Annotated in this window: 19 protein-coding genes and 1 pseudogene; 12 read left to right on the top strand and 8 right to left on the bottom strand. The window is 71.4% G+C overall.

Translation table 11 applies throughout. The annotated features are described in order from the left end of the window. From A6Q79_RS02530 to A6Q79_RS02505, 6 genes and pseudogenes are all read left to right on the top strand, one after another. Nucleotides 1–787, top strand: a 787-nt coding sequence (locus A6Q79_RS02530; RefSeq protein ID WP_317695978.1) for an alkaline phosphatase D family protein, incomplete at its 5' end; no start/stop codon positions are given. A 59-nt stretch (nt 788–846) separates the two neighbouring features. Then, nucleotides 847–1,350: a flavin reductase family protein gene (locus tag A6Q79_RS02525; protein WP_286689744.1), complete on the top strand. Its 504-nt coding sequence runs from the start codon at nt 847–849 to the stop codon at nt 1,348–1,350. 45 nt (nt 1,351–1,395) lie between these two features. After that, nucleotides 1,396–2,175 (top strand): annotated as a pseudogene (locus A6Q79_RS02520) (1-deoxy-D-xylulose-5-phosphate synthase N-terminal domain-containing protein); the annotation flags it as partial. Nucleotides 2,176–2,345: 170 nt separating this feature from the next. Further along, nucleotides 2,346–3,128: a transketolase C-terminal domain-containing protein gene (locus tag A6Q79_RS02515; protein ID WP_317695981.1), complete on the top strand. Its 783-nt coding sequence runs from the start codon at nt 2,346–2,348 to the stop codon at nt 3,126–3,128. A gap of 10 nt (nt 3,129–3,138) precedes the next feature. Further along, nucleotides 3,139–4,044 carry a PAC2 family protein gene (locus tag A6Q79_RS02510; RefSeq protein WP_067857765.1) on the top strand — a complete coding sequence of 302 codons (906 nt, stop codon included), beginning with the start codon at nt 3,139–3,141 and terminating at the stop codon, nt 4,042–4,044. 436 nt (nt 4,045–4,480) lie between these two features. Then, on the top strand, nt 4,481–5,353 hold the full coding sequence (locus tag A6Q79_RS02505) for an acyl-CoA thioesterase II (protein WP_067857762.1): 873 nt from the start codon (nt 4,481–4,483) through the stop codon (nt 5,351–5,353). A 12-nt stretch (nt 5,354–5,365) separates the two neighbouring features. On the opposite strand, the gene A6Q79_RS02500 is transcribed toward A6Q79_RS02505, so the two are convergent. From A6Q79_RS02500 to A6Q79_RS02490, 3 genes are all read right to left on the bottom strand, one after another. After that, nucleotides 5,366–7,258 (bottom strand): CocE/NonD family hydrolase, encoded by a 1,893-nt coding sequence (locus A6Q79_RS02500; protein WP_286689745.1) that lies wholly within the window; start codon nt 7,256–7,258, stop codon nt 5,366–5,368. A 65-nt stretch (nt 7,259–7,323) separates the two neighbouring features. Continuing rightward, nucleotides 7,324–8,199: a MaoC/PaaZ C-terminal domain-containing protein gene (locus tag A6Q79_RS02495; RefSeq protein ID WP_202967654.1), complete on the bottom strand. Its 876-nt coding sequence runs from the start codon at nt 8,197–8,199 to the stop codon at nt 7,324–7,326. After that, nucleotides 8,196–9,542, bottom strand: a complete 1,347-nt coding sequence (locus tag A6Q79_RS02490; protein ID WP_067857756.1) for a 3-oxoacyl-ACP reductase — start codon at nt 9,540–9,542, stop codon at nt 8,196–8,198. The genes A6Q79_RS02495 and A6Q79_RS02490 overlap by 4 nt, the downstream gene beginning before the upstream one ends. Nucleotides 9,543–9,759: 217 nt before the next feature. Between A6Q79_RS02490 and A6Q79_RS02485 the strand changes: the two genes are divergently transcribed. After that, nucleotides 9,760–11,163: an acetyl-CoA C-acetyltransferase gene (locus A6Q79_RS02485; protein ID WP_286689746.1), complete on the top strand. Its 1,404-nt coding sequence runs from the start codon at nt 9,760–9,762 to the stop codon at nt 11,161–11,163. An 86-nt stretch (nt 11,164–11,249) separates the two neighbouring features. On the opposite strand, the gene A6Q79_RS02480 is transcribed toward A6Q79_RS02485, so the two are convergent. Continuing rightward, nucleotides 11,250–11,951 carry a TetR/AcrR family transcriptional regulator gene (locus A6Q79_RS02480; RefSeq protein ID WP_067857753.1) on the bottom strand — a complete coding sequence of 234 codons (702 nt, stop codon included), beginning with the start codon at nt 11,949–11,951 and terminating at the stop codon, nt 11,250–11,252. Between the two features lie 117 nt (nt 11,952–12,068). Between A6Q79_RS02480 and uvrB the strand changes: the two genes are divergently transcribed. The 4 genes from uvrB (at nt 12,069) to A6Q79_RS02460 (ending at nt 16,981) form a co-directional block, all read left to right on the top strand. Continuing rightward, nucleotides 12,069–14,153 carry an excinuclease ABC subunit UvrB gene (gene uvrB / locus A6Q79_RS02475; RefSeq protein ID WP_286689747.1) on the top strand — a complete coding sequence of 695 codons (2,085 nt, stop codon included), beginning with the start codon at nt 12,069–12,071 and terminating at the stop codon, nt 14,151–14,153. After that, nucleotides 14,150–14,938 carry an aldose 1-epimerase gene (locus A6Q79_RS02470; protein ID WP_067857747.1) on the top strand — a complete coding sequence of 263 codons (789 nt, stop codon included), beginning with the start codon at nt 14,150–14,152 and terminating at the stop codon, nt 14,936–14,938. Before uvrB ends, A6Q79_RS02470 begins: the two co-directional genes overlap by 4 nt. Before the next feature lie 111 nt (nt 14,939–15,049). Continuing rightward, nucleotides 15,050–15,784: an N-acetylmuramoyl-L-alanine amidase gene (locus tag A6Q79_RS02465; RefSeq protein WP_067857744.1), complete on the top strand. Its 735-nt coding sequence runs from the start codon at nt 15,050–15,052 to the stop codon at nt 15,782–15,784. Nucleotides 15,785–15,982: 198 nt separating this feature from the next. After that, complete coding sequence (locus A6Q79_RS02460) at nt 15,983–16,981, top strand: TerC family protein (protein WP_067857741.1); 999 nt, start codon at nt 15,983–15,985, stop codon at nt 16,979–16,981. Between the two features lie 46 nt (nt 16,982–17,027). Here the strand turns inward: A6Q79_RS02460 and A6Q79_RS02455 are convergent, their stop codons facing one another. After that, complete coding sequence (locus A6Q79_RS02455; RefSeq protein ID WP_286689748.1) at nt 17,028–17,333, bottom strand: putative quinol monooxygenase; 306 nt, start codon at nt 17,331–17,333, stop codon at nt 17,028–17,030. Beyond that, nucleotides 17,326–18,774, bottom strand: a complete 1,449-nt coding sequence (locus tag A6Q79_RS02450; protein WP_067857735.1) for an APC family permease — start codon at nt 18,772–18,774, stop codon at nt 17,326–17,328. Before A6Q79_RS02450 ends, A6Q79_RS02455 begins: the two co-directional genes overlap by 8 nt. A 109-nt stretch (nt 18,775–18,883) precedes the next feature. On the opposite strand from A6Q79_RS02450, the gene A6Q79_RS02445 reads away from it, so the two are divergent. Continuing rightward, the gene (locus A6Q79_RS02445; protein ID WP_236749706.1) at nt 18,884–20,164 is read left to right on the top strand and encodes a cytochrome P450; all 1,281 of its coding nucleotides are present in this window, start codon (nt 18,884–18,886) and stop codon (nt 20,162–20,164) included. 9 nt (nt 20,165–20,173) lie between these two features. Here A6Q79_RS02445 and A6Q79_RS02440 read toward each other — a convergent pair whose 3' ends face one another. After that, the gene (locus tag A6Q79_RS02440) at nt 20,174–20,566 is read right to left on the bottom strand and encodes a hypothetical protein (protein WP_286689749.1); all 393 of its coding nucleotides are present in this window, start codon (nt 20,564–20,566) and stop codon (nt 20,174–20,176) included. A 76-nt stretch (nt 20,567–20,642) separates the two neighbouring features. Further along, nucleotides 20,643–21,296, bottom strand: a complete 654-nt coding sequence (locus A6Q79_RS02435) for an MBL fold metallo-hydrolase (protein ID WP_286689750.1) — start codon at nt 21,294–21,296, stop codon at nt 20,643–20,645. Nucleotides 21,297–21,312 lie beyond the last annotated feature (16 nt).

Genomic DNA, 21,312 nt, shown 5'->3' with positions numbered 1-21,312 from the left:
GGCCTACTTCGAGAACATGCCGCTGCGCCGCTCGTCGATCCCGCGGGGGGACCACCTGCAGCTCTTCCGTCGGCTGCACTGGGGTGCGCTCGCGTCGTTCCACATGCTCGACACGCGCCAGTTCCGCGACGACCAGGGCTGCGGCGACGGCTACCGGGCCGACTGCCCGGCGGCCGTCGACCCGAGCCGCAGCATCGTCGGACCCGCGCAGGAGCGCTGGCTGCTCGACGGGTTCCGCCGCTCGCGGGCCCGCTGGGACGTCATCGGCCAGCAGGTGTTCTTCGCCCAGCGCGACAGCACCGACGGTCCGGTCAAGACGGTGTCGATGGACGCCTGGGACGGCTACCAGGCGTCGCGAGACCGCATCACGCGCGGCTGGGTCGACGCGCAGGTCCGCAACCCCGTGGTGCTCACCGGCGACGTGCACGCCCACTGGGCCTCGGAGCTGAAGCTCGACTACGACGACCCGACGTCGCGCAGCGTCGGCACCGAGCTCGTGTGCTCGTCGGTCACGTCGGGCGGCAACGGCGCCGACAGCGCCGTGACGGCGCACCCGTGGCTGCGGTGGAACCCGCACCTGAAGCTGCAGAACAACCTCCGCGGCTACGTGCGCACCCGCATCACGCCCGACGACCTGACGGCCGAGTTCCGCTGCCTGCCCCAGGTGCGGACCCCGGGCGCGGAGGCGTTCACGCGGGCCACGTTCGTCGTGGAGGACCGCGTGCCGGCGCTGAACCTCGTCCAGGACCGTGGGGTCCCCGGCGCGCGGACGTTCGCGGCCCGGTGACCGTGCTCGGGGACGCCCGCCGCGCTGCCGCGAGGTCCGGAGCTGCCTAGGCTGACGACGTGACGATCCACGACGAGCACCCGTTCGTGCCGCCCGAGGGGGAGCGCGACGTGCTCCGACGCCTGCGCGGTCGTCTGCCGGCGGCCGTCACGGTCTGGGCGGCCGGCGAGGGGCGGAGCAGGGTCGGGCTGACCGTCTCCTCCTTCCTGCTCGCCGCGGGCGACCCGGCTCGCGTGCTGGCGCTGGTCGACGAGGAGTCGGACCTCTGGGACGCCCGCCCCGAGCGCGTGAGCGTGAACGTGCTCGGGGCGGACCACGCCTACCTCGCCGACGCCTTCGCGGGGACGGCGCCGGCTCCCGGCGGCCCGTTCACGCTCGGGTCGTGGAGCGACGGTCCTTGGGGACCGTGCCTCGACGACGCCGTCGCCTGCGTCGGCGTCAGCCTCGACGACGTCGAGCCCGGGCACGAGGGGTGGAGCCTGCTGCTGCGCGGCACCGTCGACGACGTCGACCTGCGCGACGGACCCGCCCTGATGCACCTGCGCGGTCGCTACCGCACCTGACGGTGGTGCCCGGCGTGCGTGAGGTGCGCTGGCTAGACTGACCGAATGGCGTTGCTCGACGAGATCACCGGCCCCGCGGACCTGCGGGCGATGTCCGACGCCGACCTCGAGACGCTCGCCCACGAGATCCGTGAGCGCACGATCGACGCCGTCGCGGCGCACGCCGGGCACCTGGGCCCGAACCTCGGCGTCGTCGAGCTGACGCTCGCGCTGCACCGGGTCTTCGACTCCCCGCGCGACCGCATCGTGTGGGACACCGGCCACCAGGCCTACGTGCACAAGATGGTCACCGGACGCGCCGGCGACTTCGACACCCTGCGCCAGGAGGGTGGCCTGTCCGGCTACCCGAGCCGGGCGGAGTCCGAGCACGACTGGGTCGAGAACAGCCACGCGTCCACCAGCCTGTCCTACGCCGAGGGCATGGCGCGGGCCAACCAGGTGCTGGGACGCGACGACCACGTCGTCGCGGTGATCGGCGACGGCGCCATGACGGGCGGCATGGCCTGGGAGGCCATCAACAACATCGCCGCCTCGCAGGACCGTCGCGTCGTCATCGTCGTCAACGACAACGGGCGCTCCTACCAGCCGACGGTCGGCGGACTCGCCAACCGGCTCACCGACATCCGCACCAACCCGCGCTACGAGCCGGCGCTCGGCGCGATCCGCGAGCGGCTGAACCGCGGCGGCTCGGTCGGCCCGGCCGCCTACGACGCCCTGCACGCCATCAAGAAGGGCCTGAAGGACGTCCTCGCGCCGCAGGGCATGTTCGAGGACCTCGGCCTCAAGTACGTCGGCCCCGTCGACGGGCACGACCGCAAAGCCGTCGAGTCCGCCCTCGCGCACGCCAAGCGCTTCGGCGGTCCCGTGCTCGTGCACGTCCTGACCACCAAGGGCCAGGGCTACGACATCGCCGTCGCGAACGAGAACGACCAGATGCACCAGGCCCCGCAGTTCGACCGGACGACGGGCGACGCCGTCTCGGTCGCGCCGGCCGGGTGGACGTCGGTCTTCCGCGACGAGGTCGTCCGGATCGCCGACGAGCGCCCCGACGTCGTCGGCATCACCGCGGCGATGCTCTACCCCGTGTGCTGCTCGACGTCGCCCTCCACCGGTGCGGCGTCACGTTCGTGCTCGACCGCGCGGGCGTCACCGGCGACGACGGCGCGAGCCACAACGGCATGTGGGACATGTCGATGCTGCAGCTCGTGCCGCGGCTGCGCCTGGCCGCGCCGCGCGACGGCGCACGGCTGCGCGAGCTGCTGCGCGAGGCCGTCGACGTCGACGACGCGCCCACGGTGGTGCGCTTCGCGAAGGGTGCCGTGCCCGCCGACGTCGAGGCGATCGACACGGTCGGCACGTGCGACGTGCTCGCCCGCGGCGACCGCCAGGACGTCCTCGTGCTCGCGGTCGGCTCGATGGTGCCCACCTGCCTCGCGGCGGCGGAGCAGCTGTCGGCGCAGGGGTTGGGGGTCACGGTCGTCGACCCGCGCTGGGTCAAGCCGTTCGACCCCGCCGTCGTCGGGCTCGCCGCCGAGCACCGCCTCGTCGTGACGGTCGAGGACAACGGCCGGACCGGCGGTGTCGGGGCGGCGTTCACGCAGGCGCTGCGCGACGTCGAGAGCGACGTGCCTGTCCGCGTGCACGGCGTGGCCCAGGAGTTCCTCGACCACGCGAAGCGTCCGGTCATCCTGGAGCGGCTCGGCCTCACGCCGGACGCCGTGGCCGCCGACACGCACGCCGCCTGGCTGCGACTGACCGGGAACAACGCGGACGTCTGAGGGCTTGACGATGAAGTGGCCCTCACGACGTGACCGAGACGACGCGACCGACCCGACGCCCTCCGGCGACGGCCCGGTCCTCATCCATGCCCTCGACGGGTTCCTGACCGCGGGCGGAGCGCCGCGCATCGCGGCGCAGCACCTGCTCTCCGGGCGCGGCGAGGTGCTGCGCAGCTTCGACGTCGACGAGCTGTACGACTACCGCGCGCGGCGTCCGTTCATCACGTTCCGCCAGGACCACTACGTCGACTACGACGAGCCGCGGCTCGACGTCGTCCGCGAGCACGACCGGTCGGGCACGCCGTACCTGGTGCTGACGGGTCCGGAGCCGGACTTCCGGTGGGAGTCGTTCGTCGACGGCGTGCAGGAGGTCGTGGAGGACCTCGACGTGAGCCTGACCCTCGGCCTGGGGGCGGTGCCGATGGGCGTGCCGCACACGCGGCCCACGATGATCACGGCGCACGGCTCGCGACCGGAGCTCGTCGACCGCACGAACCTGTGGCAGGCCGAGGTGCGCGTGCCGTCGTCGGCGCAGTCGCTGCTGGAGTACCGGCTGACCCAGCGCGGGCTCGACAGCGCCGGCTACGTCGCGCACGTGCCGCACTACCTGACCCAGGTCGACTACCCGCCGGCGGCGCTCGCGCTGCTCGAGGCGGTGCTCGACCGCACGGGCCTCGACCTCGACCTCGACCCGCTGCGCGCCGTGCAGGGCGCCACGGTGGCCGACATCGAGCGTCAGATCGAGGACCAGGGCGGCGCCGAGGTCCTCGCGGGCCTCGAGCAGCAGTACGACGCCTTCACCCGCGGCGCCGCCGAGTCCCTCCTCGCCGAGGACGGCGACCTGCCCAGCGGCGACGAGCTGGCCGACCAGTTCGAGCAGTTCCTCGCCCGTCAGCGCAAGGACGACCAGGACTGACGCGGTCTCGCCCACCATCGGTGGATCTGGACCCTTGGAAGCGCTCCTGCGGTTCAGCATCCACCGATGGCGGGCAGCGCGACGCAAGGATCCTGCGTTCACGACGGGATCCCGTAGCCAACGCAGACGTGTGGGACCAGCAGCGGCCCAACGCAGCATCGTGCGTCCACCCCGTGCCGAACCCGCAGCCCGAGACCCCAGCCCAGCGCCATCGCCAGCCGCCCGGTCGAGGCGCTCACGGAGACGAGACACAGCGCCAGCCGAGCCAGCGCAGCAGCACGATGAAACCCCTTGCAGGCAGCGCAGCAGCAAGCCGTCACCCGCGCAGGCAGCGCGCGCGGTCACGACGCGACGCAAGCAAGCACCACGGTGTGAGCCCGCTCTCCACCCCCGCACGCCGACGCGGAGCGGTCTCGCGGATCGGTAGGATCTGCGCGTGCCTGCATCCCTCGACGAGCTCGTGACCCTGCTGGACCTCGAACCGCTCGAGGTGGGCCTCTTCCGTGGCGGTCAGCCGGAGGGGTCCAGCCTGAAGCGGGTCTTCGGCGGCCAGGTGGCGGCCCAGGCCGTGACGGCCGCCCAGCTGACGGTGCCGGAGGACCGGCACATCCACTCGTTGCACGCGTACTTCCTGCTCGGCGGCGACCCGTCGATCCCGATCGTGTACGACGTCGAGAACGTGCGCGACGGTGGCTCGTTCACGACGCGTCGGATCGCGGCGCGTCAGCACGGCGAGAACATCTTCTACATGACGGCGTCGTTCCAGCGCACGGAGGACGGGTTCGACCACCAGGACGTCATGCCGCAGGTGCCGTCGCCGGAGGAGTCGGTGCCGCTGCTCGACGTGATCCGCCAGGTCCGCCCGCAGGAGGTGGAGTCGTGGAAGCGTGAGTGGTCGTCGTTCGACCTGCGCTACATCGGCGACAACCGCCCGGCCGACGACCCGACGCGGGCGACGGTGCCGGCGGTGCAGCGGCTGTGGTTCCGGGCCGACGGCACGCTGCCGGCGTCGCGGATCATCCACACGGCGGCGTTCGTGTACATCAGCGACTTCAGCCTGCTGGGCGTCGCGCTGCTGCCGCACGGTGAGCTGATCAGCTCACCGCGGGTGCAGCCGGCGTCGCTGGACCACACGATCTGGTTCCACCGGCCGATCAGCGCCGACGAGTGGCTGCTGTACGACCAGACGTCGCCGTCGGCGTCGGGTGCGCGCGGACTGAGCACGGCCCGGGTGTTCGCCGAGGACGGTACGCTCGTCGCGACCGTCGCGCAGGAGGGCCTGATCCGACGGGTCACGCCCCGCGACTGACGCCCCCGGTCGTCACGGCGTCCCGAACGACAGCGACGACGGGTGCTGGGGTCCGGTGAGCACCGTCATCGGCACGAGCGCCGGGAGGAGCGAGCCGATGGTCGGCAGCAGGTGCGGCGCGTCGAAGCCCTGCACCGAGACGCGCAGCCGGTGTCCCTGGGGGATGCGGGCGCGGGTGGGGAAGATCTCGACGTCGATCGGCGCGACCTGGCCGGGGGCGAGCGGAGCCTGCGCCGCGCGCGTGAACGGGTGGTACGGCTGCACCAGCGTCCCGTCGACGTAGCGCGAGCGTGAGCGGTCGAGCGCGCGGTGCGAGAGCACCTGCCAGCCGCCGGTGAGCCGCGAGACCGTGCCGTCGGGTGCGACGTCGGAGACGGTGACCGAGAGCATGCCGTCGCCGGCGGGGGAGGAGGTGTAGAGGCGTGCGTTCAGCGGTCCCTGCACCACGACGTCGGCCTTGAGCGGCGCGGTCTCGAACACGGGGCCGAGGGTGTCGTTGAAGGAGTTGTTCGTGAAGCACGGCAGGTCCGGCAGCGCCTGGCGCAGGATGCCCGCGGTCCACTGGTTGGCCGAGCGCGTGCAGAGACCCTGCACGGGGATGGTCGGCACGGTCGTGCTGCCGCTGCGCGGCGGCCCGGCGGTGAGGCCGCCCGGCGCGCCGGCCGTCGTGGCGGTGCCGCTGAGCCGGAACGTGCGTGGGGTGAGGGTCGACGGCATCCACGACGTCCCGCGGACCCAGCGACCGCTGCCCTGCTCGTAGCTGCTGAGACCGGCGATCTCGTCGAGCCGCTGGCCGGGGAGGCCCTTGACGTAGTGGTCGAACCAGCGCAGCTGCAGCTGCTCGATGCTGCCGTAGCCGGCGTCGCCGACCTCGGCGCCCGACGAGCCCTGCAGGTGGTCCCAGGGGCCGACGATCATGCGGGTCGGGACGCCCCGACGCTGCAGGTTCTCGTACAGGAGCGGGGTGCCGCGCTGGAAGAGGTCGTACTGCCCGGCGATGAAGAACGTGGGCACGGTGATCCGTGACGCGACCTGCAGCGGCGAGCGCTGCGTGTAGAAGGCACCGTCGTAGGCGGGCTCGCCGCCGGTGAAGGCGGCGAGCAGGAGCTGGCTGCTGAACAGGCCGTTGCCGAGCAGGTGGGTCACGAGGGTGCCCAGGCCCGTGCCGGGGTCCGTCGCGGTGAGGGCCGGCGGGATGATCGACGTGCCGCTCACCAGGCCGAGCCAGAGCGGGATGAACCCGACGTCGAGCGCTCCGCCCGAGGCGACCACGTCGCGGTACACGTCGGCGCCGGGCACCTGGGGGAAGATGGCCTTCAGGCCCTTCGGCCGGTCGGCGGCGGCGAAGAGCTGGGCGATGCCCATGTAGGAGGGGCCGTTCATGGCCGTGCGTCCGTCGCTCCACGGCTGCTCGGCGGCCCAGGTCATGACCTCCCCGAAGTCGCGGTCCTCGCGCGAGCAGAACGCGCACCAGGTGCCGCCGGAGCTGCCGGTGCCGCGGGCGTCGACCGTGAGGTGCAGGTAGCCGCGCTTGACCAGGTAGCTCGGGTCGGTCCCCAGGAGGCCGCCGGCCTGGGACTGGACGTTCTTGTTGTAGGCCGTGATGGTGACGACGACCGGCAGCCGTCGGGTGACCGTCCGTCCGGAGGCGTCGACGGGGCGCATGAGGTTGCCGCGCAGCACGGTCCCGTCGGACGTGCGGATCGCGAGGTCCTGCTGGGTGACGGTGCTCGGGTACTGCTCGGGCCGCGGCTTCCACGCCGACGTCGCCGAGACGGCGCCCGTGACGGATGTCGCGGAGGCGGGCGGGACCGCCGTGGCCGCGCCCGCCGGGGCCGTCAGCGCGGCGCACGTCGCCGCTGCGAACACGGCGAGCACGAGGGTGCGGGTGAGCAGGTTCGTCATCGGTCCTCCTGGTGGTCCGGGAGGACCAACGACGAGACCTGCATCACGTCACGCCCGTGACGACGTCAGTGGCTGACCCGACCGACGAGGTGCGTCACGTCCTTCTTCTGCGCGCGGACGCCGAAGACGATGCCGTCGTCGGACGCGTCGGACCCGAAGACGACGGTCGTCGGCAGCAGCACCGGCTTCTTGAACTCGACGTCGACGGTGAACGCGTCGGGCAGCCGGTTCTGCAGGGCCGCCAGGCTGCGCGCCTTGGTCCACATCCCGTGCGCGATGTTGGTCGGGAAGCCGAACGCCTTCGCGGTGACGGGGTAGAGGTGGATGGGGTTGCGGTCGCCCGAGACGGCGCCGTAGCGGCGTCCGAGGTTGCCCGCGAGCCGCCAGTGCACGACGCCTCGCGGCGCCTCGACGCCGTCGAGCACCGGCGTCGAGGTCTCGGCGTCGCCGCCGCGCCCCCGCGAGAACAGCGTCATGGTCTCGTCCCAGACGACCTCGTCGCCGACCGTGACGGTGGTGAGCACGTCGACGAGGCGGCCCTTCGGGTGCGGGCGCAGGTCGGCGGCGTGCACGGACACGTCGAACGTCTCGTCGAGGCCGATCGGGCGGTGCTGGGTGATGCGGTTGCGCAGGTGCACCAGGCCCATGGGCGCGAACGGGAACGACGTGTCGGTCATGAGCGCCATGTGCAGCCCGAAGGCCGCCATGTGCGGGTACGTGACCGGCAGGTGCTCGGCGCGCGGGAACGCGCAGACCTCGAGGTAGCGCTCCAGGTGGGCCGGGTCGGTACCGACGCCGCGCCGCTCGAGCACGAGGTCGGGCACGGTGCCCGACGCGTGCTTGACGCCGGGCAGCGATCCGACGACCGGCAGGGCCGGCAGGGCCGCCTTGAGCATGAGCGGCAGCGTGGCCGGAGCCGCCTCGAACTGCCTCGTGGTCACGACGCCCCCAGCAGCATCTGGCCGTTGACGCCGAGCACGTTGCCGCTCACCGCGCCGGAACCGGGGTTGGCGAACCAGGCGATGGCCTCGGCGACGTCGACGGGCTGGCCGCCCTGCGACATCGAGTTCATGCGACGGCCGGCCTCGCGGATGCCGAGCGGGATGGTCTTGACCATCTCGGTCTCCATGAAGCCCGGGGCCACGACGTTGGCCGTGATGCCGTCGCCGGCCACGCGCTCGGCGAGCGCCTGGATCCAGCCGATGACGCCCGCCTTCGCGGAGGCGTAGTTGGTCTGGCCGTTGTTGCCCGCGATGCCGGCGATGGACGCGATGCCGATGACGGTGCCGCCCTCGTTGATGAGGCCCTGGGCCAGGAGCTCGTCGGTGATCCGCTGCGGGGCGCCGACGGAGATGTCGACGACGAGCTGCCAGTTCTCGGGCTTCATGTTCCGCAGGCGCTTGTCGCGCGTGATGCCCGCGTTGTGCACCACCACGTCGACGGCGCCGTAGTTCTCCTTGACGTACGCCGCGATCGTGGCGGGGGCGTCCTCGGCGGTGATGTCGCCGACGATGTAGCCGCCGCCGAGCTCGTCGGCGAGGGCCTTGAGGTCGGCCTCGAGGGGCGGGACGTCGAGGCCGATGACGGTGGCGCCGTCACGGGCGAGGGTGCGCATGTCGGCCTCGCCGAGACCGCGCGACGCGCCGGTGACGAGGGCGACCTTGCCGGCCAGCGGCTTCTCGAGGTCGACCGGGTCCGTGACCGACGTGATGCCCGTGGTGCCGATCCGCACGACCTGGCCGGACACGTAGGCCGACTTGGGAGAGAGGAAGAAGCCGAGCGTCGACGCGAGGGACGTCTCGGCGCCGGGGGCGAGGTAGACGAGGTTCGCCGTGCTGCCGCCACCGACCTCCTTGGCGAGGGAGCGGGTGAAGCCCTCGAGGGCACGCTGCGCGACGCGGGCGCCCTCGCTGCCGGCCTCCTCGGGGACGGTCCCGACCACGACGACGCGGCCGCTGCCCTGGAGCTGGCGCAGCACGGGCGTGAAGAACTGCTGCAGCGCGACGAGGCCGGCCGCGTCCGCGATGCCGGTCGCGTCGAACACGAGGCCCTTGTAGCGCTTGCCCTGGGCGGGCACGCCGGTCGCCTCGACCTTGAGCGCCTTCAGCGCGGCCGTGACGGCCTTCGCGACGTCGCCCTGCGTGGCGCTGCCCGTCAGCACGGAGCCCTGGACGAGCGGGCCGCCCTCGTAGCGCTCCAGGTACGGAGGGTTGGGCAGTCCGAGGTTCTTGACGAGGAACTTGCCGATCGGGTTGTGGGCCAGGTCCTGGTAACGATCGCTCATCGCCGGGTGTGTCCTATCTCTCGCATACCATTGGTATCTGGATTCGCAGCCAAACTGTAACTTGGAGTGACACCAACGTCCACCGAGGGTGGCGAGGCGCACACGGGCGTGCAGGCGACCGAGGACCGCGTCGCGTGACACCATCGTCGCACCCACCCCGGTGGCTCGGCACCACCCGACCACCCCGTCCACCCCGAAGCGCAAGGAGCACCGCGCCATGGCGGAGAACACCCCCGCGAAGAAGACGGCCGCCAAGAAGGCCCCGGCCAAGAAGACGCCGGCCTCGACGTCCCCCGCCGCGACGAGCGGCGCAGTGGCCGAGGCCTCGTCCGGCCAGAGCATCCGCAAGGTCGTCGTCGTCGGCGGCAACCGGATCCCGTTCGCCCGGTCGAACACCGTCTACCAGAACGTCTCCAACCAGGAGATGCTCACCGCGGCGCTCGACGGCCTCGTCGCCCGCTACGGCCTCGAGGGCGAGCGCATCGGCGAGTTCGTCGCCGGCGCCGTCCTCAAGCACAGCCGCGACTTCAACCTCGCCCGCGAGGTCGTGCTCGGCTCCGCGCTGTCGCCCGAGACGCCCGCCGAGGACATCCAGCAGGCCTGCGGCACCGGTCTGCAGGCCGCGTTCCAGGTCGCGGCCAAGATCCAGCTCGGCAAGATCGAGTCCGGCATCGCCGGCGGCACCGACACCACGTCGGACGCCCCGCTGGCCATCGGCGACAAGCTCCGCAAGATCCTCATCGAGGCCAACAACGCCAAGGACACCAAGGGCCGGCTCGCCGCCCTGGCCAAGGTCCGTCCGGCCTACCTCGCGCCCGACCAGCCCCGCAACGCCGAGCCGCGCACCGGCCTGTCGATGGGTGACCACCAGGCCCTCACCACGCACGCCTGGGGCATCACGCGCGAGGCGCAGGACGAGCTCGCCGCGCGGTCGCACCAGAACCTCGCGAAGTCCTGGGACGAGGGCTGGCAGGACGACCTCGTCACCCCGTTCCACGGCGTCACGAAGGACAACCACCTGCGCCCCGACTCCACGGTCGAGAAGCTGGCGAAGCTCCGGCCGGTCTTCGGCAAGCAGCTCGGCGACGAGGCGACCATGACGGCCGGCAACTCCACGCCGCTGTCCGACGGCGCCTCGGTGGCGCTGCTCGCCTCGGAGGAGGAGGCGGAGCGTCGCGGCTGGACCAAGCGCGCCTACTTCGTCGACTACGAGACGGCCGCCGTCGACTACGTCAGCGGCGCCGAGGGCCTGCTCATGGCTCCGGCCTACGCCGTCCCGCGCATGCTCGCCCGCAACGGCCTGACGCTGCAGGACTTCGACTACTACGAGATCCACGAGGCGTTCGCCGGCCAGGTGCTGTCGACGCTGGCCGCCTGGGAGGACGCCGACTTCTGCCAGCAGAAGCTCGGCCTCGACGTGCCGCTCGGCTCGATCGACCGCAGCAAGCTCAACGTCAAGGGCTCCTCGCTCGCCGCGGCCCACCCGTTCGCCGCCACCGGAGCCCGCATCGTGGCCAACCTCGCGAAGCTGCTCCACGAGAAGGGCGCGGGCAGCCGCGGCCTCATCTCGATCTGCGCCGCCGGCGGCCAGGGCGTCGTCGCGATCCTCGAGGGCGCCTGACCCTCGACGTCCCGACGTCGACGACCCGCACGAACGAAGGACCCCCACGGCAGCGCCGTGGGGGTCCTTCGCGTGCCGAGGGTGAGTCAGGCGCCGCGCGCCATGGCCAGCGCGCCACGCAGCAGGTGGGCCAGGAGGTCGTCGGTGCCGACCGGGTCGACCACGGGCAGGCCCGAGATGTGCCGGCGGACCGACAGCTGCAGGTGGGCGAGGTTCAGCGCGCCGAGGCCCTGCGTGTAGAGCACGTTGGCGAGCAGGTGCGGGTCGGCCACGGCGAAGTCGCCGGTCCGGGTGCCGTCCTCCAGCACGCCGACGACGTGGCCGAGGCAGGCGCTCATGCCCGTGCCGAGGCGGATCATGACGTCCTCGCTGACCTCCTCCATCAGCTCGGTGCCGCGGCGACGCAGCAGCGTCTGCGCGCAGTCCACGAAGGCCGGGTGCTCGAGGCCGTAGCCGAAGAAGGCCCGCACGAGCAGCTCGAGCCGCTCGGCCGCGCCGAGGTCGGGGTCGTCACCGGGGGCGAGTGCGGCGTCGAGCTCGGTGAGGTAGCCGAGCAGCGTGACGGCGAACAGCTCCTCCTTGCTGGAGAAGTGCCGGTAGATGATGGCCCGGTTGATGCCGACGGCCCGCGCGATGTCCTCGATCTGCGCCTCGCGCACGCCCCGCTCGTCGAACAGGGCGCGGGTGGCGGCGACGATCTCGCGCGAGCGCTCGGCCCGCCGCTCGGCCGTCCGCGGACGCACCGCGGGGGGTGCTGGCGAGTCGGCCTCCGGCTCCGATACAGACATGGATCCATCCTAGGCTCGACGACGCGGGGCTCGTCGCTCCCGGTGCGTCGTGGCGGGTCGTCCGGCCGGACCTCGTCGGGCGCGCCACTGTCGGTGGCGGGTCGTACGGTGGAGCACATGAGGCCCTTGTCCGAGCTGCGCCGCCAGGTCGCCCCCTTCACCGTCGTCTCCGAGTACCAGCCCGCGGGCGACCAGCCTGCCGCCATCCAGGCGCTGCAGGAGCGGATCGAGGGCGGCGAGCAGGACGTCGTGCTCATGGGTGCGACCGGTACGGGCAAGACGGCCACGACGGCCTGGCTCGCCGAGCGGCTCCAGCGACCCATGCTCGTGATGCTGCCGAACAAGACGCTGGCCGCCCAGTTCGCGAACGAGCTGCGCGAGCTGCTCCCCAACAACGCCGTGGAGTACTTCGTCTCCTACTACGACTACTACCAGCCCGAGGCGTACGTCCCGCAGAGCGACACCTACATCGAGAAGGACTCCTCGATCAACGAGGAGGTCGAGCGGCTGCGCCACAGCGCCACCTGGTCGCTGCTCACCCGACGCGACGTGATCGTCGTCGCGACCGTCTCGTGCATCTACGGCCTCGGCTCGGCGCAGGAGTACATGGAGCGGATGATCCGCTTCAAGGTCGGCGACGAGAAGCCACGCGAGGAGCTCCTGCGCACGCTCGTGCAGGCCCAGTACGTCCGCAACGACGTCGCGCCGACCCGCGGCACCTTCCGGGTCAAGGGCGACACGCTCGAGATCTTCCCGGTCTACCAGGAGATGGCCGTCCGCATCGAGTTCTTCGGCGACGAGATCGAGCGGCTCATGACACTGCACCCGCTCACCGGCGAGGTGATCAGCGAGGACACCGAGCTGGCCGTCGGCGCAGCAACCCACTACGCCGTCGGGCCCGACATCATGACTCGGGCCATCGAGAGCATCGAGATCGAGCTCAAGGACCGGCTGGCCGAGCTCGAGGCGCAGGGCAGCCTGCTCGAGGCACAGCGGCTGCGCATGCGCACCACCTACGACATCGAGATGATGCAGCAGGTCGGCACCTGCTCCGGCATCGAGAACTACTCGCGCCACATGGACGGTCGTGCACCGGGCTCGGCGCCCAACTGCCTGCTCGACTACTTCCCGGAGGACTTCGTGCTCGTCCTCGACGAGTCGCACGTGACGGTGCCGCAGATCGGCGCCATGTACGAGGGCGACATGTCGCGCAAGCGCACGCTCGTCGAGCACGGCTTCCGGCTGCCCAGCGCCATGGACAACCGTCCGCTCACGTGGAGCGAGTTCCTCGAGCGCATCGGCCAGACCGTCTACCTCTCGGCCACGCCGGGCAACTACGAGATGGAGAAGACCGGCGGCGAGGTGGTCGAGCAGATCATCCGTCCCACCGGCCTCGTCGACCCCGAGGTGCTGGTCAAGCCCACGCGGGGCCAGATCGACGACCTCGTGGCGCAGATCCGCGACCGGGTCGAGAAGAACGAGCGGGTGCTCGTCACCACCCTCACGAAGAAGATGTCCGAGGACCTCACCGACTACCTGCTCGAGGCCGGCATCCGCACGCGTTACCTGCACAGCGAGGTCGACACGCTGCGTCGCGTCGAGCTGCTGCGTGAGCTGCGCATGGGCGAGTACGACGTGCTCGTCGGCATCAACCTGCTGCGCGAGGGTCTCGACCTGCCCGAGGTGAGCCTGGTGGCGATTCTCGACGCCGACAAGGAGGGCTTCCTGCGCTCCGGACGCTCGCTCATCCAGACGATCGGTCGCGCCGCCCGCAACGTGTCGGGCCAGGTGATCATGTACGCCGACCGGATCACGGACTCGATGGCGCTGGCCATCGACGAGACGAGCCGACGGCGCGAGCGGCAGGTCGCCTACAACACCGAGCGCGGCATCGATCCCCAGCCCCTGCGCAAGAAGATCGGCGACATCACCGATCTCCTGGCCCGCGAGGACGCCGACACGACCAAGCTGCTCGCCGCCACCGGCGACCACAAGCGTCGCGGTGCGCCCGTGCCGCTCGGCCAGCACACGGCCGACCTCGCCGACCTGCCCTCGGCCGACCTCGCCGCGCTCATCGAGCAGCTGAGCGAGCAGATGCACACGGCCGCGGCCGACCTGCAGTTCGAGGTCGCGGCGCGGCTGCGCGACGAGATCGGGGAGCTCAAGAAGGAGCTGCGCGGCATGCTCGAGGCGCACGCGTGACCGTCCGCGCCACCGCGGGTGACCTCGCGATCGAGGTCGACCCCTCGCACGGGGCCCGGCTCGTGTCCTTCACCGTCGCGGGGGAGGAGATCCTCTCCACGCAGGAGGTCCCCGGCGTGCCGACGTCGATCTCGCGCGGCTGCTACCCGATGGTGCCCTGGGCGGGACGGATCGGCGGCGGCACGCTCGAGCACGCCGGGCGGCGTCACGCCCTGCCGCTCGACGGCGACGGCAACGCGCTGCACGGTCTCGGTCTCGACGCCGTGTGGCAGCAGGACGACGCGACCGACGACGGTGCGGCGTTCTCCGTCGAGCTGGGCGACCCGTGGCCGGTCCGCGGGCGCGCCACGCTCCGCTACGCGCTCACGCCGCGGCAGCTGGTCTGCACGCTCACCTGGGACGGCGCCGGTCCGGGCGCGTCGTTCGGCCTGCACCCGTGGTTCCGACGCACGCTCTCCGACGGGACGAGGGCCGACGTCGACGTCGCACCCCTCGAGATGGTCGAGCGTGACGGCGCCCTGCCCACCGGTCGACTCGTCGCACCCCGCGAGGGTCCGTGGGACGACTGCTTCCGACTCGCTCGCGACCCGGTCGTGCGCTGGGGCGATGCGCTCACGCTGCGGCTGTCCAGCGACGCACCCTGGTGGGTGGTCTACAGCGAGCCCGAGCACGCGGTCTGCATCGAGCCGCAGACCGCCCCGCCCGACGCCTTCGCCCACCCGGACTGGCACCGCTGGCTGCAGGCGCGCTCCCTCACCTTCACGCTCGACGTCGAGACGCGGTAGGACCGGCGCCCCCGACCGCAGTGCGAGCGGCGACGTCGGCGGCGCGGCTGGGTCGGGCCCCGTAGCGTCGTCCTGAGACGTCCCGCCGGGACCAGGACCGAGAGCAGCCCGATGACACGGATCGACGAGGAGCCGACCACCGGCCCGACGTCGTCGTCGGCGACCGTCGGCCGTCGGATGTTGCTCGGCGGGGCCGTGGCCACGACGCTCGCCGTCGGTGGTCTCGCCGTGCTCGACCGGATGCCGTACGTCAGGGACCTGCCGATCCCGGGACGCCGGCGGGTGCAGCTGACCTGGTTGGCCGACGAGCTCCGCACGGCGGGGCTGCGCGTGCAGGGCGACGCGGGGTGGCTCCAACGGGGGAGGCCCTGGGCGTTCGACCCGGTCGGGGTGCTGATGCACCACACGGCCTTCCGCGCCACGGGAGCGGACCCGCAGCCGGCGCTCGCCACCGTGCGCGACGGTCGTCCGGGGCTGCGCGGTCCGCTGTGCCACGTGCTCGTCGCCCGCGACGGCACCTGCCACGTGATCTCCGCGGGTCGCGCCAACCATGCCGGCGAGGCCCGAGCGAGCGGCCCGGTGGAGGGCGGCGACGGCAACGTCTCCTACGTCGGCATCGAGATCGACTACGCACCCCAGCAGCCGTTCTCCCAGCAGCCGACCACGGCGCAGCTCGACGCCTCCGTCGTCGCGGCGGCGGCCATCGTCGCGCGACTGGGCAACGGCGCCGACCACGTGCGCTACCACGCGGAGACGAGCCTCGCGGGCAAGTGGGACCCGGGCAGCACGCTCGACGCCGACGCCTTCCGGGCGCGGGTGGCGGCCGAGCTCGACCGTCGGGCCTGAGCGCGCCTCGCTCCCTCGCCGCCCGACCCGCGCCGTGCGCCAGGCCGGTGCCGGCTGCAACAATGTCCGGCGGAGGGGAGTATTCCTTCGCTGCAGCGTCGTCATCACGGGGGTCCGCCTGACCCTCCGGTGCTGCGGGCCCGCGGTCCGCGGGCGGAAGAGACCTCCGGTACACGTCTGTCGACCGGAGGAACCTGAGTGAACGTCTCGACCCTGGAGTGGTCCATCACCGTCGGGGTGACCATCGCCATCATCCTGTTCGACGTGTTCGTCGTGGCGCGCAAGCCGCACGAGCCGTCGATGAAGGAGTGCGCCACCTACCTCGCCATCTACGTCGGGCTGGCGGTGGCCTTCGGCATCTGGACCTTCAGCTACCACGGCTCGCAGTACGGCGTGGAGTTCTTCGCCGGGTGGCTGACGGAGTACAGCCTGTCGATCGACAACCTGTTCATCTTCATCATCATCATGGCGAGCTTCAAGGTGCCGCGGAAGTACCAGCAGGAGGCCCTGCTGGTCGGCATCATCATCGCGCTGGTGTTCCGCGGGATCTTCATCGCCGTCGGTGCCGTGGCGATCAACAACTTCTCGTGGATCTTCTACCTGTTCGGCGCCTTCCTCATCTACACGGCGATCAACCTGATCCGCGACACCGACCACGACGACGACGGCGAGAACGCGGTCGTCCGGTTCGCCCGTCGTCGCTTCAACCTCACCGAGCAGTGGGACGGCCTCAAGCTCGTCGTGAAGGAGAACGGTCGCCGCGCGCTGACCCCGATGGCGCTCGTCATCATCGCGCTGGGCACCACCGACCTGCTGTTCGCGCTCGACTCGATCCCGGCGATCTACGGCCTCACCAAGGAGCCGTACCTGGTGTTCACGGCCAACGTGTTCGCGCTCATGGGTCTGCGTCAGCTCTACTTCCTGCTCGGCGACCTGCTCAAGCGTCTGGTGTTCCTGTCGCAGGGCCTCGCGGTGCTGCTCGCGTTCATCGGCGTCAAGCTGCTGCTCCACGCGCTGCACGAGAACGAGCTGCCGTTCATCAACGGCGGCGAGCACGTGAAGGTCCCCGAGATCCCGACGCTCGCCAGCCTCGGCGCGATCGTCGTCATCCTCGGCACGACGACCGTCGTCAGCCTCTGGTACTCCCGCCGGCACCCCGAGAAGGTCGACGACGACCACGGCGCGCCGAAGGAGTAGCGGTACCGCGGGCGCGTCCCGCGCGCGTCGAGGAGGAGGGTCCGGCTCAGGTCGGGCCCTCCTCCTGCACGTGGTAGCGGCGGACGTCGGCGTCGAGCACGTCGGGGAGCTCGACCTCCTCGTCGTCCGGCAGGGCACGGAAGGCGAGCAGCGCGACCTCGTCGCGCCAGCGCTCGTGGACGATGACGAGGCCGGGGTCGACGCTGTCGGCCGTCAGGGCGAAGGCGAGGCAGCCGTCGGTGCGGCGCGCCAGCTCCACGACGGGACGGCACGCGGCCACGTAGGCGTCGCGGTCGGCGGGCCCCACGCGGAGCCAGCCGGCCACGACGAGCGAGTGCGGGGAGTCAGTCACCGAGCTTCTCGACGTCGTCGAACTCGCTGTCCGCGCTGCCGGTGATCAGGTTGATCGCGTAGGTGATGGCCCAGAGCACGACGCCGATCAGCATGAGCACGCCCGCGATGACGTACACCTGACCGTCCCGCTCGACCCAGGGACCGGCGAGGAAGACGCACAGCACGGCGGCGACCGCAGGCAGGACCCCTGGGGACACGAAGTGGTTCGGCTTCGCGTCGCCGGGGTTGCGGCGCAGGATCAGGCACGCGACGTTGACCACCGCGAAGACGCAGAGCAGCAGGAACGCGGTGACGTTCGAGAGGTTCGCCACGACGTTGCTCTCGGCGTCGCGCGTGACGTAGAAGATCAGGCCGAGCGCGAGGAGCGTGCTGAACGCGACGGCCACCCAGGGCGTGCGGCGACCGGGCAGGACCGCTCCGAGCTGGCGGGGAAGCACGCCCTGCTTCGCCATGCCGTAGAGCAGCCGGCTCGCCATGAGCATGTTGATCAGGGCCGTGTTGGCCACCGCGAAGACGGCGAGGAACGGGAACACGCGGTCGATCGGGAAGTCGGGCGCTCCCTTGGAGACGACCTCCAGGAGCGCGCGGCCCTCGGAGTCGGAGATGTCCTTGAGCTCGGGTGCAGTGAGCACGGTGACGACGGAGACGGCCACCAGCATGTACAGCAGCACCGCGATGCCGAGGCCGGTCAGCATGGTCCGCGGGAAGATCCTGTTCGGCTCCTTGACCTCCTCGACCATGTTCACGGCGTCCTCGAACCCGACCATCGCGAAGAAGGCGATCGACGTCGCGGCGGTGACGGCCAGGAACAGGCCGCGGTCCTCGTAGTCGCGGAAGGTCACGACCTCCGACAGGTCGGCGCCGTTCTGCGTCATCGCGTAGAAGCCGACGCCGATCACGATGGAGAGCGCCGCCAGCTCGACGACGGTCAGGACCACGTTGAACTTCACGCTCTCGCCGACACCGCGCAGGTTGATGATCGCCAGCAGGATCATGAAGGCCATCGCGATGGCGACGATCGTCCCGCTGCTGGCCGGCCCGTCGGTCCAGCCGTTGACGTCGAGACCGCCGGTGAAGTTGTCGGCGAGGGTCTTGGCCGACGTCGACGCACTCGTGATGCCGGAGCAGACCACCGCGAACGCGATGAGGAAGGTCACGAAGTGGATGCCGAACGCCTTGTGCGCGTACAGCGCCGCACCGGCCGCCTGCGGGTACTTGGTGACGAGCTCGAGGTACGACAGCGCCGTCATCGAGGCCACGACGAACGCCAGCAGGAACGGCAGCCAGACGAGGCCGCCGACCTTGCCGGCCATCTGTCCTGTCACCGCGTAGATGCCGGCACCGAGGATGTCACCGACGATGAACAGGAGGAGGAGCTTCGGCCCCATGACCCTCCGGAGCTCCGTCGGCCCCTGGACTCCCGCGGTCTCGGTGGTCATGCGTCTCCCTCGCTCGTGGACGCACCGGGGCGTCCGCCCCGGCGCAGAGTTTGGGTGACACCTTGCTCCGCCTGCCTGTCAGATGCAACACCAGTAGTACCTTCGTTACGTGATCGACGTACGCGGACGGCTGACGTCCTGGGCCGGTTCGCTCGTCATGCGGCGGGTACGACGCAAGGGGATCGACCTCTCGCGCATCTCCTTCATCCCCGAGGCGACCAAGGTGCCGCTGCAGCGCCACGGCACCGACCCGGTCCCGCGGCTGGCCGAGATCCGCGGCCAGGAGCGTCTGCACAAGCTGTCGCTGCCGTTCTCGTTCAACGCCTACCTAGTGTCCGGGTACGACGAGACCCGCACCGTCCTGACCGACCGCGACAGCTACTCCAACGACATCCGCCACCTCTTCCACGGCGACGGTCCGGCCACCTCCGACGACATCGGCGGGCTGGGCTTCACCGACCCTCCGCTGCACACGCGGCTGCGCAAGATCGTGACGCCCGAGTTCACGATGCGTCGGCTCGCCCGGCTCGGCCCTGCCGTCGAGCGGATCGTCGACGACGCGCTCGACGCCTTCGAGGCGTCGGGCTCGCCCGGGGACCTCGCGAAGCACCTCGCGTTCCCCGTCCCGTTCCAGACGATCTGCGAGCTGCTCGGTCTCGACTACGACGACCGCGAGGCGTTCGCCGCGCTCGGCAGCGCACGGTTCGACGCGACCAACGGTGCGGCAGCAGCGTTCGGCGCGGTGTCGGCCCAGCGCGAGTTCCTGTTCGACGCCGTCGCGCGGCAGCGTCGTGACCCGGGGCCGGGCCTGATCGGGCAGATCATCCGCGACGAGGGCGACGCCATCAGCGACGTCGACCTCGCCGGGCTCGCCGACGGCGTGTTCACGGGCGGCTTCGAGACCACCGCCGGCATGATCGCGCTCGGCACGATCGTCCTCATGCGCGAGGAGAAGCACGCCAACCTCGTGCGCAACGGGACGTCGCAGGACGTCGACCTTGTCGTGGAGGAGCTGCTGCGCTACCTCTCCGTCGTCCAGGTGGCGTTCCCGCGCTTCGCCAAGGAGGACATGACGCTGTTCGGCCAGCGCATCCGCAAGGGCGACGTGCTGCTCGCGTCGCTGAGCGGCGCGAACCGTGACGCCGCGGCCGCGGGGGAGAAGCCCGAGGACTTCGACCCTTTCCGGGTGCCGCGCAGCGGGCACCTCGCGTTCGGTCACGGCATCCACCGCTGCATCGGTGCCGAGCTCGCCCGGATGGAGCTGCGCACCGTGTTCCCGCGGCTGCTGCGCCGCTTCCCCGACCTCGCGCTGGCGGTGCCGGAGTCGGAGCTGTCGTTCCGTCAGCTGTCGTTCGTCTACGGCGTCGACGAGCTTCCCGTCACCTTCTGACCACGTCGGTCAGGTCTGCGACTCCTGGTCGGGGGAGTCCTCCGGCTGCGCGTCGCCGCACTGGCCGAGGGTCGTGGCCTGGTGGCGCTTGAAGTCCGGGGACGACTCGAACGCCTTGCGGTACTCGTCAGCCGGCAGCGCGGCGTAGTACTCGACGGCCTCGAGAAGCTCGTCGGCCCGCGGGTCGTCCGTCGCGTCGGCGAGGCGCCGCGCAGGGTCGAGCGCCGCCTGGAACCGCTCGATGGTCTCGGGGAAGTCGTTCTCGTTGAACGCGGCCACGCCCGAGCGCACCAGGCTGCACGTCTGGTCGAACGCCCGCTGGGCTGTCCCGTCGTCGCCCCCGCCCCCGGTGCAGCCGGCCGTCAGCGCCAGGACGGCGGCGGCGACGGCGGACGATCTCACGCTCGCAGCGTAGGCAGCCTCGCGCGGTTCCGCAGGTCACCGGGCGCCGCGGCCCGGCCCGTCACCATCTGCGCAGTCACCAGCCGCGCTCGCGCCACTCCGGCAGGTGCGGGCGCTCGGCGCCCAGCGTCGTGTCGTTCCCGTGGCCGGGGTAGACGTGCGTGTCGTCAGGGAAGCGGTCGAACAGCTTCGTCTCGACCTCTCCGATCAGGGTGGTGAAGTCCTCCGGTGACCACGTCTTGCCGACGCCACCGGGGAACAGGTCGTCGCCGACGAAAAGGTGCACCACGCCGTCGGGGTCGTCGTAGGCGAGCACGATCGAGCCGGGCGTGTGGCCGACGACCTCGATCACCTCGAGCTCGCACGACCCGACCCGCACGCGCGCGCCGGTCGCGACGGTGCGGTCCGACGCGACGTCGATGCCCTCCGCGTCCCGCTCGCCCGCCACGGTCTCGGCCCCCGTGGCCTTCTGCAGCGCCGCGAGGGCGCCCCAGTGGTCGTGGTGACGGTGGGTGGTGACGATCCGCGCCAGTCCGGTGTCGCCCACGAGCTCGAGGAGCCGGTCGGGCTCGGCCGCGGCGTCGACGAGCACCTGCTCGCCCGTGAGCTCGCAGCGCAGTAGGTACGCGTTGTTGCTCATCTCGCCGACCGCCAGCTTCGTGATCCGCAGGTCGCCCGCGGACTGCACGTCGGCGGGACCGCCGACCTCGACCTCACCCGTGTACGTCATGATGCTGATCCTAGGC

The sequence above is a fragment of the Aeromicrobium sp. REDSEA-S32_B7 genome (assembly GCF_001626145.1).
GTDB classification, from domain to species: domain Bacteria; phylum Actinomycetota; class Actinomycetes; order Propionibacteriales; family Nocardioidaceae; genus Aeromicrobium; species Aeromicrobium erythreum.
This window is presented reverse-complemented; position numbering and strand designations above follow the sequence as displayed.